The sequence below is a fragment of the Streptomyces sp. NPDC034037 genome (genome assembly GCF_055575715.1).
The window spans coordinates 1-15142 of record NZ_JBVISC010000009.1 but is presented as its reverse complement, the minus strand read 5'-3'; the positions used below and the strand labels follow the sequence as shown (position 1 = coordinate 15142).

Sequence of the window (15142 nt, the reverse complement as noted above, 5' to 3'; positions counted from 1 at the left end):
CCATGAACACCTCCGTCGTCCTGTTCACCTCCGACCTGCGCGTCCACGACCATCCGCCGCTGCGCGCCGCCCTCGCGGGCGGCGACGCCGTGGTCCCGCTCTTCGTCCGCGACCGGGCCATCGAGGGCACCGGCTTCGCGGGGCCGAACCGGCAGGCGTTCCTCGCGGACTGCCTGGCCGACCTCGACCGGCGGCTGCGGGAGCGCGGCGGGCGCCTGGTGGTGCGCGGCGGCGACCTCGTCGAGCAGGTGCGGGCCGTCATGGCGGAGGCGGCCGCGGGCGACCTCCACCTGGCGGCGGGCGTCAGCCGGTACGCGCACCGCCGGGAGCGGCGCCTGCGCGAGGCGCTGGAGGCGGACGGCCGCCGGCTGCACGTCCACGACGGTGTGATCACCGTGCTCCCGCCGGGCGGGGCCACCCCGGCGAACTCCGACCACTTCGCCGTCTTCACCCCGTACTTCCGCCGCTGGTCCGCCCAGGGGCCCCGCCCGGTGCTCGGCGCCCCGCGCGCCGTGCGCGTCCCCGACCACGTCCGCTCGGACCCCCTTCCCGGGCGCGACGCCGTCGCGGGCCTCTCGCCGGGGCTCGCGCGCGGCGGCGAGAGCGAGGGCAGAGCGCGGTGGAAGGCCTGGCTGCGCGGCGGCATCGACGCGTACGGGCAACGCCACGACGACCTCGCGGGCGACGCCACCTCCAAGCTGTCGCCGCATCTGCACTTCGGCACGCTCTCCTGCACCGAACTCGTCCACGGGGCCCGTTCCCGGGCGACGCCGGGCGCCGAGGACTTCGTCCGCCAGCTGTGCTGGCGCGACTTCCACCACCAGGTGCTCGCGGCCCGACCCCGGGCGGCGACGGCCGACTACCGCACGCGCGGCGACCGTTGGCGCTCACCGGAGTCGGCGGCGCGGGACATCCGCGCGTGGCAGGAGGGGCGTACGGGATATCCCGTCGTCGACGCCGCCATGCGCCAGCTCCTGCACGAGGGCTGGATGCACAACCGCGGCAGGTTGCTCACCGCGAGCTTCCTCACCAAGACGCTCTACGTCGACTGGCGGGTGGGCGCCCGGCACTTCCAGCGGCTGCTGGTCGACGGTGACCTCGCCAACAACCAGCTGAACTGGCAGTGGATGGCGGGGACCGGCACCGACAGCCGCCCCAACCGGGTCCTCAACCCCGTGCTCCAGGGCAAGCGGTACGACCCCGACGGCGCGTACGTCCGGCGCTGGGTGCCCGAACTCGCCGAAGTGCGCGGCGCCGCCGTCCACGAGCCGTGGAAGCTGACGGCCGCCGAGCGAGCGCGCCACGACTATCCGGAGCCGGTCGTCGACCTGGCCGACGGGCTCGCCCGGTTCCGGCGGGCCCGTGGCCTGGACTGACCTCGCGTCAGGGGGCGGGCGCGATGCCCCAGGCCGCCGCTCTGGCCGCGGCCGCCGCGCGGTTGGGCAGGTCGAGCTTGGCCAGGATGTGCTCGATGTGGGTGCCCACGGTGCGCGGCGTGACGTGGAGCCGCTCGGCGATCTCGCGGTTGGTGCGGCCGGCGGTCAGCTCGGCCAGCACCTCCAGCTCGCGCGGCGAGAGCCCGCCGGGCCGCTGATGCGGCGCCGCGGTGGAACGGGTGCCCGCGTCGAGGGTCGCGGCGAGGGCCTCCGTGAGGAGCGTGACGACGGCGCGCGCCGGGTCGGGGGTGCTCCGTGGCCGGCGGGTGCTGACGTTCAGCATGCCGACGTACCGTCCGTCTTCGGCGAACAGGCACTGGGCCACCCCGTCCGCGATGCCGAGCGGGGAGAGCACCTCCTGGAAGCCGGGGGACGCCGCGAGGAGGTGCCCGGGGACGTCCCCGAGCCAGAGGCCGCCCCGGGCCGGCCCGCGGAGCACGGCGAACACGGGGTCGTGGTGGAGGCGGGTCTCGATGTACGCCGTGGCGTCGGCCGGGTAGCTCCCGGCCAAGGTGATGTGGCGCCGGCGCCGCGCGTCCCAGCGGGCCAGGGAGGCGTGGTCGTACTCCACCACCCGCGACAGCGCCGTCAGGACCGTGTCGACACCGGCCGCGCCGCTCGTGGCGCTCCGGGCGGCCGCGCGGACGTGGACGGCCGCGTCGAGGATGTCCGCCGTGCTCCGCTTCCCTGCCATCCCCCAAGGATGATCTTGTGCGCGGAGGACGTCAATCGCCCAGGGTGTCGTGCACGACCCGCCCGTCCATGACCGTCAGGACGACGGGCATCCGGGGGATGTCGTGGGGATCGGCGCCCAGCAGGTCCCCGTCGAGCACGCACAGGTCGGCGACCTTGCCCGGCTCCAGGGAGCCCTTCCAGTCCTCGGCGAAGTCCTGCCACGCCGCGTCGATCGTGTACGTACGGATCGCCTTGGCCAGGCCGATGCGCTGCTCGGGGCCGCTGACCCGGCCGGCGGCCTTCGACTCGCGCAGCACCATGGTGGCGATGCCCTGGCGCCAGTCCGGGTCGGTGACCGGGGCGTCGGATCCGCTGGCGACCCGCACGCCGGCGTCGAGGGCGTCGCGGTAGGGCCACGCGTACGCGGCCCGCTCGGCGCCGACGAACTCCTCCTCCATGTCGGCGACGGTCCACTTGATGGTGGGGTTCATGTTGACGCCCAGGTCGTGCGCGGCCAGCACCTTCATGCTGTGCGGGGTGAGGAAGTCGCCGTGGATGAGGTAGTGGCGGGCGTCGGGCCGCGGGTGTTCGGCCAGGGCCGCCGCGAAGGCGTCCGCGACGGTGTCGCAGGCCCGGTCGCCGGTGACGTGGACGCCCAGCTGATGGCCCGCGACATGGGCGTACCGGATCATGGCGTCGATCTCGGCGGTCCGCTCGGTGTCGCTCGCGCCGCCCACGCACAGGGCGCCGCAGCCGCCGCCGACGTACGGCTCATGCATCCAGGCCGTCTTGTTGGGGACGATGCCGTCGGCGAATATCTTGACGCCGTGGACCGCGAGGCGGCGCGGATCGGTGTCGCCGTACTCGCCGAGGGTGCCCAGAGCGCGGGCGAACTCCTCGGCGGTGCCGGCCATTGCGGTGGGCAGGAGCAGGACGCCGAGGCGGGCGGTCAGCTCGCCGTCGGCCAGCAGCCGGCGGTAGACGTCCAGGGTCCCGGTGCCGAGCGCGCCGCGCATGATGCCGTCGCCGCCGGGGCCGAGCCCGGGCTCGGTGTAGCTGGTGACGCCGAGTCCGGCGAGCGTGCGCAGGGTCGACCTGATGGCGTCGGCGCGCTCCTGCCGGCTCAGCGGGGGCAGCGCGTTCTGCACGAGGGCCTGGGCCCCCTCATGGAGCAGCCCGGTCGGCTCCCCGGCGCCGTCCACGACGATGGCCCCGCCGGGCGGCGCGACGGTGTGCCGGTCGATCCCGATGAGTTCCAGGGCCTTGGAATTGACCCAGGTGGCGTGCCCGGAGAAGGAGTAGAGGACGACGGGGTGCTCCGGGCTCACGGCGTCGAGGTCGTGCCGCGAGGGCGTCCGGGCGGGGTCGCGGACGCACTCCGCGAGGTAGCCGGTGTCCCAGCCGTGCCCGGTGACCCACTGCCCGCGCGGCACGCGCCCGACGGCCTCCCGCACCGCGTCGGCCACGTGCGCAAGGGAGGCCACGGCGGGGTGCCCGAGGTCCAGGGAGAGCGGCGGTGACGCCATGCCGAAGGCGCATCCGTGCAGATGGGAGTCGTTGATCCCGGGCAGCAGCGTCGCCCCCCGCAGCTCGACGACGCGGGTGCCGGGCCCGACGAACGGCGCGACATCGTCCCGCCCGCCGACGGCGCTGATGACCCCACCGGTCACCGCCAGGGCCGAGGCTACGGAGAACTCCGCGTCGACGGTGACCACTTGGCCGCCGACGAACACCAGATCCGCGTACGTGTCCACAGAAGCGTCCTTTCCCGGGCGGCCGGCACGACGCCGGCCCACAAACGATCTTCCCGAGGACTATGACGGGACTCCGGTGCGAGGCACATCGGTCGTTTCACCGATACGTCCCCAAGGGGCGCGGGGAACTGCGCGACCGGCCACGGCGTGTCCGCAGACGGCGAACGACGGAAACCCGGGCAGACGAGGTGCCGCGCGTGGGCGTTCGGCGGGGACGGTTGATCGCGGGCGCCGCTCCCCGGTTCAGGGCCGCGCGCCGTGGCCCGTCGCGCGGAGGGCCTCTTGCGCCGCGGCCAGGCGGTCCTCCTCGGCACGGCCGTCGGTGGAGGTGCCCGCGACGGCGTCCGCGGGGGCGCCCACGACGGCGTCCGCCCAGGCGAGCAGCCGGCGCAGATGGGGGTCGGTCGCGGCCGCGGTGACACGGGGCTCGCCCACGACCACCTCGCCGCTCGTCCCGTCGAGGGCGATCAGGGTGCCCTCGGGCAGGGTACGGCCGCCCACCCGGACACAGCCCTCGGCGGCGTCGACGGTCAGGCCGAAGGCCCCGACGACGGCGGGCTTGCCCATCGCCCGCGCCACGACGGCCGCGTGACTGGTCGGTCCGCCGCGCGCGGTGACGACCCCGGCCGCGGCGGCCAGGCCGTGCATGTCGAGCGGGGAGGTCTCGGGGCGCAGCAGGACGACCGGCCCGCCGGCCGCGAGCCGCGCCGCGCTGTCGGCCGTGGTGGCGATCCGGCCGACGGCGACTCCCGGTGAGGCGCCGAGCCCCCGGGTGAGGACGTCACCCGGCTCCACGGCCGTGATCCGCGGGGTTCGTACCTGGGCGAGGTGCTGGGGCGCCACGCGCAGCAGGGCCTCGGCGCGGTCGATCGTCCCCGCCTCGGCCAGCTCCACCGCGACCCGGACCGCGGCACGCCCGACGAACCGCCCGGGGCGCACCTGGAGGATCCACAACTCACCCTCCTCGAAGGTGAATTCGACGTAGCAGGCGTCGCGGTAGTGCTCCTCCAGCCGGTCCAGGGCCGCCAACAACCCGACCCACACGTCGGGCTCCCGCTCGGCCAGCTCGTGCAGGGGGCCGGTGAGCGAGGTGCCGGAGACGACGTCGTCGCCCTGCCGGCCGAAGAGGACCTCGCCGAACGGGAGGCGTTCCCCGGTGTTGGGGTCCCGGCTGAAGGCGACGCCCGTACCGCTGCGCTCGTCGCGGTTGCCGAACACCATCGCCTGAACGGTCACGGCGGTGCCGAGGTCGCCGGGGATGTCGTGCAGGGCGCGGTAGGTCTTGGCGCGAGGGGTGTCCCACGAGGAGAACACCGCCTCGACGGCCAGTGCCAACTGCCGGGTGGCGTCCTCCGGTACGGGCTCGCCGCTCTGTTCCTGGATCAGCCGCTCGACCTGGTGGATCGCCGTCTCCAAGGCACTCACCTGGCCCTCCTGGCCGGCGATCGCCCGTTCGACCGCCGCCAGGGCCTCCTGACCCACGCCCACGACCTCGGAGGCGTAGCTGGTCAGGAACCGCAGCCGGGAGTCCAGCGCGAAGCGCTGGTCGCCCCTCTCCGCGGCCAGCGCGGCGGTCGCCTTGGAGGTGAGTCCGAGGTTGAGCACGGTACTCATCATGCCGGGCATCGACACCGGCCCGCCGGAGCGGACCGACACGGCCAGCGGGCGTTCGGAGCCGCCCAGCGTGCGGCGTGTGGCGGCCTCCAAGTCGCGTACCGCGTCCGCCAGTTCGGCGTCCAGGCCGTCGGGTGACCGGCCGGTGCGGAGGTAGGCGCGGCAGGCCCGGGTGCCGATGACGAACCCGGGTGGCACGGGCAGTCCCAGACGCCGGAGCACGACGAGCCCGTGCGCCTTGCCGCCGAGGACGTCCGCGCTCTCCTCGACCTCTGCCGAGAGCGGGTGGATCCAGGTCATCGCTTCGTCACCTCTGCGTCGCCTCTGCTGATTCGGCTGCGGGGAGCGGGATGCCACGGGCCGGGGAGCCGGGGGCGAGGGAGTCGGGGGCTCAGTGGCGCGGGATGCCGAGGGTGGCCAGCAGATCCTCGTGGAGCTGGAACCACACCGTGTGGTACGAGGCGGTGCTGTCCGTCACGTACTCCAGCGCCCCGGACCTGGCGCGGGCGAGCGCGTCGCCGAGCCGGACGGGGTAGCGCTGGAACCGGAGCAGCGCCGCGGACAGCTCCGCGCACAGCGGTTCGGCACGCTGGTGGAACTCCGTGAACCGGTCGAGGACCCGGGCGTCGTACGCGGAGTCCTTGTGGTCGTTCATCGTCATGGTGCCGTTGACGGTGCGGGTCTGCCAGGCCGTGCACAGGTCGAGCAGTTCGGGGTTGAGGACGAGGAACCGGTCGAAGGCGGCGGAGAGCGCGGGCCGCACCCCGGCCGCCGCCACCTCGTCGGCGATCCGCTCGGCGTCGGCGGCGCGGCCGGCGTCCGTGAGGCCCCAGCCGCCGAAGTCGCCCGCGGTGCGCGTGACGAGTCCGGCGACGGCGAGGTCGATCAGTTCCGACTCGACGTCGGATTCGGACAGTCCCGTCGCCCCGGCGACTGCGGACAGGCCCGAGAAGCCGATGCAGCGAAGGGCGTGGAGGACCAGCAGATCGGTGCTGGTGGCGTGGGAGGAAACGGGCTGGGTCATGGCGCGGCCCCATCGGGTTCGGTGTGGGAGACGTCTGCGGTGATGCGGTCGAAGGTGGCCGCGGCGTGCGCGGCACCCGGTCCTTGGGCTCGGGTGACGATCGTGTCGTGCCGGACGCGGACCGCGTACTCGGTGGTGTCGTCGGCGTCGGGAACACCGACGGCCGACGCCACCAGGCCGCGGTCGTCCAGGACGAGACGCAGGCGCGGCCGGTCCTCGGGTTCGAACACGCGCCACAGGCTACGTGCGAAGTCGCCGATTCTCAGCCGGACGAGGCGTCCGATCTCGGCGGGGTCGGCCGTGGTGACGGCCACGGTGATCAGATCGCCGGCCCGCGCGGCGCGGACTGCCTCTTCCGCGGCTTCCAGGCGGCGGGTGCCGAGGACCGTGATGACGCCGTCCCCGGCGAAGCCGACCGGCCGCCCGTCGAGCAGGTCCCGCAGCTCCCGCGGCGGGTGCCACGGGTCACGGCAGGCTCGCGCGGGCGGGACGTAGGGCAGGTGCGGCGGATTCCAGGTGTCGGCGAGGGGGAGCCCCGCCAGGTGCGCGCACGCCTGGGCGATGTCGAAGGGGTCGCCGAAGCCCAGTGCCGGATCCGCCGAGGCGCCCGGGCCGTCCAGCAGCCGCAGGACCAGTTGGGCCCGTCGTACCTGTCGGGCGGGCGGCGCGTCGGCGCCCGCGTGCGAGTCCAGGGACTCCAGCGCGAGCGCCAGCAACAGCGCCTCCAGGCGCGTCACTTGGCCGAACGCGGCGCGCATCGGTTCGTCGTCCAGCACCTCGGCCAGGGCCCGCAGCCGTACGCGGCCGACGGCGGGGGTGTGCTCGGCCAGCGGCAGCCGTTCGAGCCAGCTGCGGGCGAAGGCGCCGAGCACCTGGGCGGTGGAGGCTCCGGCGGAGGGCGCCGGACAGGCGAGCTCGACGGCGTCGTCGTGCTCCGCGGCGGCGCCGCGTTCGACCATGTCGATCAGCACCGCCAGATAGAGGGCGCGTTTGCTCGGGAAGTTCGAGTACACCGCGCCCCGTGTCAGTTCGGCCCGTTCGGCGATCCGGTCCACCTTCGCCGCGGCGTAGCCGCACGCGGTGAACTCGGCCTGCGCCGCAGTCAGCACGGCGGCGCGGGTGCGCTCCTGCTGCTGGGCCCGGGTCAGCCGGCCCATCCGCGACTCCTTCCGTCGGTGCGTGGCCGTTCGGCGCCTAGCCGTTGCGGCCCCGGAGCGCAAGTGTTCGCGCTCACGAAGGAAGATACACGGAACATCCCGATGGTGGCACCATCCGAGATTGGCGGCTGCCGCGTCCCGCCCGCGGGGAGAAGTCGACACAGCGACAGCGGCCGCAGCCCGGGGGCGCCGCCCTAGGCCGGAAGCAGAGGTTTAATTCTCGGAAAAGTGGTTTTCGCCGTTCGCCCGGCGTGCCTCCGCCGAATTTCCCTCGAAGAATTCTTGCCCGACTTCCCCGGCGTTGGGATGCTCGATCGATGGCCGAACGATCAGCTTATGAGTTACTCAGTCGCGATGAGATCGACGCCATCGCGCGCTGCGCCGTCCTCGGTGCCTACAGGCCGCGTCCCCGCCATGTTTTCGGGCTTTCCTTTATGGCGGTGGTGCCGGGAATTGTGTTGATGGTGTGCGCCATGGCATTCCGGCTCACGCGCCGGCGTTTGCTGCGTCGGCTCCGGCGGGCCCACGGCGGCACCCCGTTCAGATGGCCGGACCTGCTCGCCGAAGTGCGCCGCCGGGATCGGAACGCCGCTCTCCGTACGTGATGACCGCATGTTTCGCCAGCCTGGACCACGCGGGCCACAGGGTCGGTACGCCCCCGGGCCGCCGCCGTGTCACCCGTGCGCGACCGGGGTCAGAGGCGTTGGAAGCGGTTCAAACCAGCAGTCCGTGAGGGCTGTACCGAATGCTCTCATAGGCGCTTCGTCTTGACAGACATCGGCCGAAAGCGATCAAATTTGCGCAGTGTCACGGTGTTCCGTAACCGAGGGGCGAGCAATGAATCCGTCGGGACGGGGATATTCTGCTACGGGGGCGAGGTTCGTATGCGACGGCTGCGCGGACTGCGGTTTTGTTTCACCGTAACGGCTATTTCCGTATCCGTCTCCGCCCGGCCGGAATTATCGCGGTGACGTGACGCGGAAACGGTGTGGGGAAAGGTGAGGCGGTGCGCCCGAGCGGCGCCCGGGCCGGCCGCCGAACCGTAGCCGTTCTATCGACTTATCTCCTCCGCCCGCTCGGCCTGCCGCGTCGCTGAGTCACCGCGGAACCACACGTCACAGCGGGAGCGGCCGCGTCCGGCTGCCCATTTCCACCGACGCACGATCGCCCTCCGGCCCTCTCAACCACGCACCCCGAGGTGATTGATCAATGATCGGTAGGTTAAAAGCCCATGCCGTTCGGACGGCGGCGGTGCCCGGTGTCGATGTTCCGGGACGCGAGGGCGGGACGGGCGCGGCCCCGGGCGCCGGGGGCGCGCAGTCGCCGGCCACCGAGTACGTACCCGTCGAGACCCTGCGCACGACGGGCGGCCCGCGCATCGGCGGGGAGGACGAGGAGCACGTCCACCTGCTCGCGGCCCTGGACACACCGCTCCCGCCCATCGTGGTGCACCGCCCCACGATGCACGTCATCGACGGCGCGCACCGCCTGCGCGCCGCCCTGCTGCGCGGCGACGACCGCATCATGGTCCGCTTCTTCGACGGCCCGGAGGCAGACGCCTTCGTCCTGGCGGTCCAGCTCAACAGCGAGCACGGACTGCCGCTCTCGCTGTCCGACCGCAAGGCCGCCGCCGCCCGCATCGTCGCCTCCCACCCGCAGTGGTCCGACCGCAGGATCGCCGAGGTCGTGGGCCTGGCCGCCAACACGGTGGGCGCCGTGCGGCAGCGTACGACTGCGCAAAATGAGCAACCGAACGCCAGCATCGGCCGGGACGGACGGGTGCGCCCGCGCAACGGAGCCGAGGGGCGGCTGCGCGCGGGGGAGTTGATGCGGGCCAACCCGGAGGCCTCGCTGCGCGAGATAGCCAGGCTCGCGGGGATCTCGGCGGCCACCGCCAGCGACGTGCGGGCCCGGCTCAACCGGGGCGAACCCCTGGTCACGCCGCAACAGCGGCAGGCCGGGACCCGGGAGAACCCCTCCGGGGCGGTGGCCCGGCGCTCCTTCCGGCCGGACGGCCAGGCCAGCGACGTCCTGCTGGTGAGCCTCAGCAAGGACCCCTCGCTGCGGCTCACCATGGCCGGCAAGGTCCTGCTGCGCGCGCTGCGGGTCAGCTCCGTCGACGCCGACGGGTGGGCCCGCATCGTGGACGCGGTGCCGCCCCACCGCCAGGAAGTGGTGGCCCGCCTCGCCCGGGAGTGCGCCAACGCCTGGCAGTGTCTCGCGGACAGGCTGTCGGAACGGACGGCCGAGAGACCGACCGAGGCGGGCTGAGCCGCTGCCCCCGGCCCGCGCCCGCGCACCCGGCGGGGAGCACCGAATGACGCAGGGACCGGCCGCGAGGTGCGACCGGTCCCTGCGTGTCCCTGCATGTCCCTGCGGGCGTAGGGCTCGCGCGTACGACTCATGCGTACGGCCGGCGGTTACGGCCCGTCGGTGCTCGCCGCGCTCACGGCGCGTCGAGGAACGCGCGGACGTCACGGGCGAACTCCGGGGTGCCCAGGAGGTTGTGGCCGCGGCGGGGGTACCGCACCAGCCGGGCGCCCGGTATCCCGGCCGCGGTCTCGTCGAACATCTCCTGGGGCCACATCCGGTCGCGGCCGCCGCACACCACGAGGGTGGGCGCCCGCACCTCGCCCAGCCGGTCCCGGACGTCGAAGCCGTCCTCGGCCAGCAGCGTCGCCTTCAGGTCGCAGATGTCGCGCGGCGGCGGATCCAGCCGTCCCGCCAGCCACAGCGGAAGCATCAGCAGCCGCTGCAGCACGGGGTTCGCGGTGAGGGCGGGGGCCGCCCGGTGCATGCCGGAACGACCGCGCTCGGCCGCCGCCAACAGGTCCCGGTGGAAGCGCCTGCCGACCGGGCCCAGGGTGTACGCGGCGCAGGCCAGCACCAGCCGGTCGACCACGTCGGGGTGGTCGAGCGCCAGTTGCAGGGCGATCGCGCCCCCGGTCCCGTGGCCGAGCACCGGCACGGGACCCGGGAAGTGCGCGCGCAGCGCCTCGGCGTGCTCCGCGGCCAGCTCGCCCATCGTCGTGCCGACCGGCGTGCCCGGGCGGCGGTTGGTCCAGAAGACCTCGTACCCGGCGGCGACGAACGGCGCCACCAGCAGCGCCGCTCTGCGCCGCTGCGCACCGGGCGGCGGCACCGTGTGCGTCATCGTGAATCCGGACAGGTGGACCAGCGGCTTCCCGGAACCGAAGGCCAGATGGGGAAGGCCGGTGCTGAATGTGCCCTGCTTGGTCGCGATATCCATGGGACACCTCTCGTACTCGATGTGTTCGGCGCACGGGCTGTACCGCACGCACTTGGCACAGCGGGCCGACGAACTCGTCCGGGCTTTCCGAGCGTTCGTGGTCACATCCCCTGTGCGCGGCTACGCTGACGCTCGAACCGGGGCCACCAAATATCGCACGGAACAGGCGAATTGGCGGGTCGAGCCGGTTCCGGAGAAAAGGCGAGGTGTCAGATTGTCCGCCGTACTGCGTTCCCATCACCTGGGTCCCTTACCGGAATTCATGGCCGGTGCGCACACCGTTCCGGTGCAGCGCATACGCACGCCTCCCGGTGACGAGATGTGGTTGGTGAGCGACTACGCCCTGGGCCGCCGGGTACTGTCCGACCGGCGCTTCAGCAGGGCCGCCGCGGCGGCTCCGGGAGCCCCTCGGCTCAACTCGGCGATGCCCTCGCCCACCTCGATGATGAGCCTGGACGGCGCCGACCACGCCCGGCTGCGCAAAATCGTCGCGGCCGCCTTCACCACCGGAAAGATGACCGGCATGGCCCCGCTGGTGCGGGGGACGGCGACGGAGCTGCTGGCGGACATGAACCGCCGCGGCAGCCCGGCCGACCTGGTGTCCTCCTTCGCCGAACCACTTCCCGTGGCCGTCCTGGGCAACCTGCTCGGGGTGCCCGCGCAGGACCGGGGCATCTTCGACTCCTGGGTGGAGGTGCTCTTCGACATCACCGCCAGCAGCGACCTGGAGAAGAGCCGGCAGCGGCTCCTGCTGGTCGACTACATGTCCACCCTCATCGACCGCAAGCGCGTGCGGGACGACGACGACCTGCTCACCGACCTCATCCGGGCGCACGACGGCGACTCCTTGACCAAGGCCGAACTCGTCAGCCTCGGGCTCGCCCTGCTCACGGCGGGATACGAGACGACCGTCGGGCAGATCGGCCTCGCCGTCCTCGCCGTACTCCAGGAGCGCATTCCCCGCGAATTCGTCAAGGACGAGGAGCGGGCGGACGTACTGGTCGAGGAATTGCTCCGCGTCACCCCGTCCACGGCCATCAGCTTTCCGCGAGTGGCTCTCGAGGACGTCGAACTGGGCGATATCCGCGTGCGTGCGGGGGAAGCGGTGGTGGTCTCCTTGCTGCACGGAAATCGTGACGACAAGGTATTCGCCGAACCGGACGTTCTGCGGGACGGCAGGTCGTCGGCCCATCTCACCTTCGGGCACGGAATTCACCGCTGCCTCGGCGCGCCGCTGGCGCGGCTCCAGGTGCGCACGGCGCTCCTCGAACTGTTCGCGTGCTTCCCCGAGTTGCGGTTGGCCGAGGACGAGCCCGCGGCGCCCGCCGTCGTGTGGAAGGACGGACTGATCACCCGGGGACTCGGCTCGTTGCGCGTGGCGTGGTGAGGCCTCGCCCGCCCCGGTAGGGGCCCGGAACCAGTGCGACCAGTGCGACCAGCGATCAGCGGAACCAGTGGGATCAGAAGGGGCAGGGAACGAAAGTGGCTGCACACGTGGCGGACGGCATGACGGAGCCGGAGACGGCGCAGGACGAGCCGATCGCGATCATCGGCATGGCGTGCCGCTTCCCCGAGGCCCCCGCGCCCGGCGACTACTGGCGCCTGCTGCACGAGGGCCGCTCGGCCATCCGCCGCTCGCCCGAGACCGGCAGGCACGAGGGCACGCTTCCCGGCCGTGACCGGTTCGACGCCCGCTTCTTCGGCATATCGCCGCGCGAGGCCGCCGCCATGGACCCGCAGCAGCGACTGGCGCTCGAACTGGCCTGGGAGGCCCTGGAATCGACGGGAGTGCTCCCCGCCGTGCTGCGCGGCAGCTCCACCGGCGTCTTCCTCGGCGTCTCGGCCAACGACTACGCCGGTGTCATCCGGCGCGAAGGGGCGGCCCCGCTCACCCACCACGCCCTGGCGGGGACCCACCGCAGCGTCATCGCCAACCGCCTCTCGTACACCCTCGACCTGCGCGGGCCGAGCCTCACCGTCGACGTGGGGCAGGCCTCGTCCCTGGTGGCCGCGCACCTGGCCTGCGTCAGTCTGCGGAGCGGCGAGTCGTCGCTGGCCCTCGCCGGAGGCGTGCAGCTGAACATCACCGAGGACGGCGCGGAACTCGCGGAGGCCTTCGGCGGGCTGTCCCCCGACGGCAGCAGCCGTGCCTTCGACGCCCGCGCCAACGGTTTCGTGCGGGGCGAGGGCGCCGGTCTCGTCGTACTCAAACCGCTGGCCAAGGCGCTGGCCGACGGCGACCGCGTCCACGCGGTGATCAGGGGCAGTGCCGTCAACCACGGTGGCCACGGCGCCGGGCTGACCGTACCCGGCGCGGCGGCGCAGTCCGATGCCCTGCTCGCGGCCCACCGGCAGGCGCGGATCACCCCCGAGAAGGTGCAGTACGTCGAACTCCACGGCACCGGCACGAAGGTGGGCGATCCCATCGAGGCGAACGCCCTCGGCGCGGTCTTCGCCCCCCGGCGGCGCGGCCGCGAGCCGCTCCGGGTGGGCTCGGTCAAGACCAACATCGGCCATCTGGAGGCGGCGGCGGGCATCGCCGGCCTGCTCAAGGTCACCCTGGCCCTGTCCCACGGCGTCCTCCCCGCCAGCCTCAACTTCGAGTCCGCCAACCCCGAGATCGATCTCGACGGCCTCGGCCTGAGCGTGCAGACGCGGGCCGAGCGGTGGCCCGCGCCCGAGGGCGTGGAGCGGGTGGCCGGGGTGTCCTCCTTCAGCATGGGAGGCACCAACTGCCACGTCGTCGTCTCGGCAGCCCCGCGGGCGACGCCGAGCGCCGTGCCCGCTCCGGGCCGGCCCGCCGACGGCGGGCAACCTCCGACGCCGCCCGTGCCGTGGGTGCTCTCGGGGCGTGGCACACAGGCCCTGCGGGACCAGGCCCGCAAGCTCCGGGAGCACGTCGTGGCGCACCCCGCCTGCCGGACCGAGGACATCGGCCACTCACTGGCCACCACCCGAACCGCCTTCGACGAGCGGGCCGTTGTCGTCGCGGCGAGCCGCGCGGACTTCGTGGCGGCCCTCGACGCCTTGGCTCTCGGCACGACGACGGACGCGGTCGTCACCGGCAGCGCCGCGTCGACGACCGGGCCGTTGACCCTCGTGTTCCCGACGACGGCCGACGCGTGTCTTGACGCCGGGCGCGCGCTGCTGTCCTCCTCGCCCGGGTTCGCCGCCGCCCTCGCCGATTACGACGCGCTGTTCGCGCCCTACGGCCTGTCCTCCGTCGCCGAGGCGCTGCGCGGCACCGGGACCGAGACGTCCGGCCCGGAGACAACGGCGGCCTGCGTGTACGCCGTCACGCTGGCGCTCGCGGGCATCTGGCGGGCGTACGGGGTCCGCCCCGACGCGGTGAGCGCCCCGCACGGGCCCGGCGCGGTGGCCGCCGCGGTCAGCCGTGGCCTCTTGGCGCCGGAGGAGGGCGCGCGTCTGGTCGCCGCGGGTGAAGTGCCGCCCGAGGGTGCGGAGTTCACCGGGGAGGCCGCCGCCGACGCCTGGTGGCTGGACGCCACGGGACGGCTCGGTGTCCGTACGCCGGACGCGGGGGCCTGGAGCACCCCGGACGGTGCACTGTCCGAGCCCGACCTCATGGCGACCGCCGCGCAGTTGCACGTACGGGGTGTCCGGATCGACTGGAGCCCCGCTTTCGCCGGCACGCGGCCCACGGTCGTCGAGCTGCCCACGTACGCCTTCCAGCGGGAGTCGTACTGGTGGCCCGAGGCGGGCGCGGAAACGGCCGGGTCCCCGGCGTCCGGGGCCGCGGCGTCGGGGTTCACGCCCCGCGCCGGGGTCTCCGCCGAGGAGACCGTCTTTTCGGTGGTGCGCGAGGTGCTGGGTGGCGGTGCATTCGACGGCGGAGCGGCGTTCAGGGACGCGGGCTTCGATTCGATGATGCTGGCGGAATTGCGGGACCGGCTGTCCGAGGTGACCGGCCTGGACATTCCTTCGACAGCGGTCTTCGATCACCCGACCCCGCTGACTCTCGCCGATTTCCTGGCCACACTTCAGAGTGACGCCACCAACAATTCCACCAACAACGAAACCAGTAACCCCACTCGTCACTCCACCCGCGAAGCCATCGCCAATCCGGTGGGAGATCACTCGGCTGATCCGGTGGTGATTGTGGGGATGGCTTGTCGTTTTCCTGGTGGGGTGGTGTCGCCGGAGGGTTTGTGGGATGTGGTGGTGTCGGGTGGGGATGTGGTGTCTGGTTTTCCGGGGGATCGTGGGTGGGG

11 protein-coding genes are annotated in these 15142 nt (G+C 73.2%); 5 read left to right on the top strand and 6 right to left on the bottom strand.

Going from position 1 to position 15142, the window contains the following annotated elements; all coding sequences use genetic code 11:
* Window positions 1-2: 2 nt before the first annotated feature.
* Window positions 3-1376: a cryptochrome/photolyase family protein gene (locus ACZ516_RS28170; RefSeq protein WP_469012201.1), complete on the top strand. Its 1374-nt coding sequence runs from the start codon at window positions 3-5 to the stop codon at window positions 1374-1376.
* A 7-nt stretch (window positions 1377-1383) separates the two neighbouring features.
* Here the strand turns inward: ACZ516_RS28170 and ACZ516_RS28165 are convergent, their stop codons facing one another.
* From ACZ516_RS28165 to ACZ516_RS28145, 5 genes are all read right to left on the bottom strand, one after another.
* Window positions 1384-2130 (bottom strand): helix-turn-helix transcriptional regulator, encoded by a 747-nt coding sequence (locus tag ACZ516_RS28165; RefSeq protein ID WP_469012199.1) that lies wholly within the window; start codon window positions 2128-2130, stop codon window positions 1384-1386.
* Window positions 2131-2161: 31 nt separating this feature from the next.
* The gene (locus ACZ516_RS28160; RefSeq protein WP_469012196.1) at window positions 2162-3865 is read right to left on the bottom strand and encodes an amidohydrolase; all 1704 of its coding nucleotides are present in this window, start codon (window positions 3863-3865) and stop codon (window positions 2162-2164) included.
* 243 nt (window positions 3866-4108) lie between these two features.
* Window positions 4109-5779, bottom strand: coding sequence for a pyruvate, phosphate dikinase (locus ACZ516_RS28155; protein ID WP_469012195.1), 1671 nt, complete (start codon window positions 5777-5779; stop codon window positions 4109-4111).
* 91 nt (window positions 5780-5870) lie between these two features.
* The gene (locus ACZ516_RS28150; RefSeq protein WP_358588386.1) at window positions 5871-6503 is read right to left on the bottom strand and encodes a transcriptional regulator; all 633 of its coding nucleotides are present in this window, start codon (window positions 6501-6503) and stop codon (window positions 5871-5873) included.
* On the bottom strand, window positions 6500-7660 hold the full coding sequence (locus tag ACZ516_RS28145) for a TetR/AcrR family transcriptional regulator (RefSeq protein WP_469012192.1): 1161 nt from the start codon (window positions 7658-7660) through the stop codon (window positions 6500-6502). The genes ACZ516_RS28150 and ACZ516_RS28145 overlap by 4 nt, the downstream gene beginning before the upstream one ends.
* A gap of 317 nt (window positions 7661-7977) precedes the next feature.
* Here ACZ516_RS28145 and ACZ516_RS28140 point away from each other — a divergent pair, with 317 nt between their 5' ends.
* Window positions 7978-8265, top strand: a complete 288-nt coding sequence (locus ACZ516_RS28140) for a hypothetical protein (protein WP_358588389.1) — start codon at window positions 7978-7980, stop codon at window positions 8263-8265.
* 646 nt (window positions 8266-8911) lie between these two features.
* The gene (locus ACZ516_RS28135; protein WP_358588390.1) at window positions 8912-9931 is read left to right on the top strand and encodes a streptomycin biosynthesis protein; all 1020 of its coding nucleotides are present in this window, start codon (window positions 8912-8914) and stop codon (window positions 9929-9931) included.
* Window positions 9932-10106: 175 nt separating this feature from the next.
* Here the strand turns inward: ACZ516_RS28135 and ACZ516_RS28130 are convergent, their stop codons facing one another.
* Window positions 10107-10910, bottom strand: coding sequence for an alpha/beta fold hydrolase (locus ACZ516_RS28130; protein WP_361086199.1), 804 nt, complete (start codon window positions 10908-10910; stop codon window positions 10107-10109).
* Window positions 10911-11229: 319 nt separating this feature from the next.
* Here ACZ516_RS28130 and ACZ516_RS28125 point away from each other — a divergent pair, with 319 nt between their 5' ends.
* The gene (locus tag ACZ516_RS28125) at window positions 11230-12297 is read left to right on the top strand and encodes a cytochrome P450 (protein WP_469012419.1); all 1068 of its coding nucleotides are present in this window, start codon (window positions 11230-11232) and stop codon (window positions 12295-12297) included.
* A gap of 119 nt (window positions 12298-12416) precedes the next feature.
* The coding region (locus ACZ516_RS28120; RefSeq protein WP_469012417.1) for a type I polyketide synthase at window positions 12417-15142 on the top strand (2726 nt) is incomplete at its 3' end.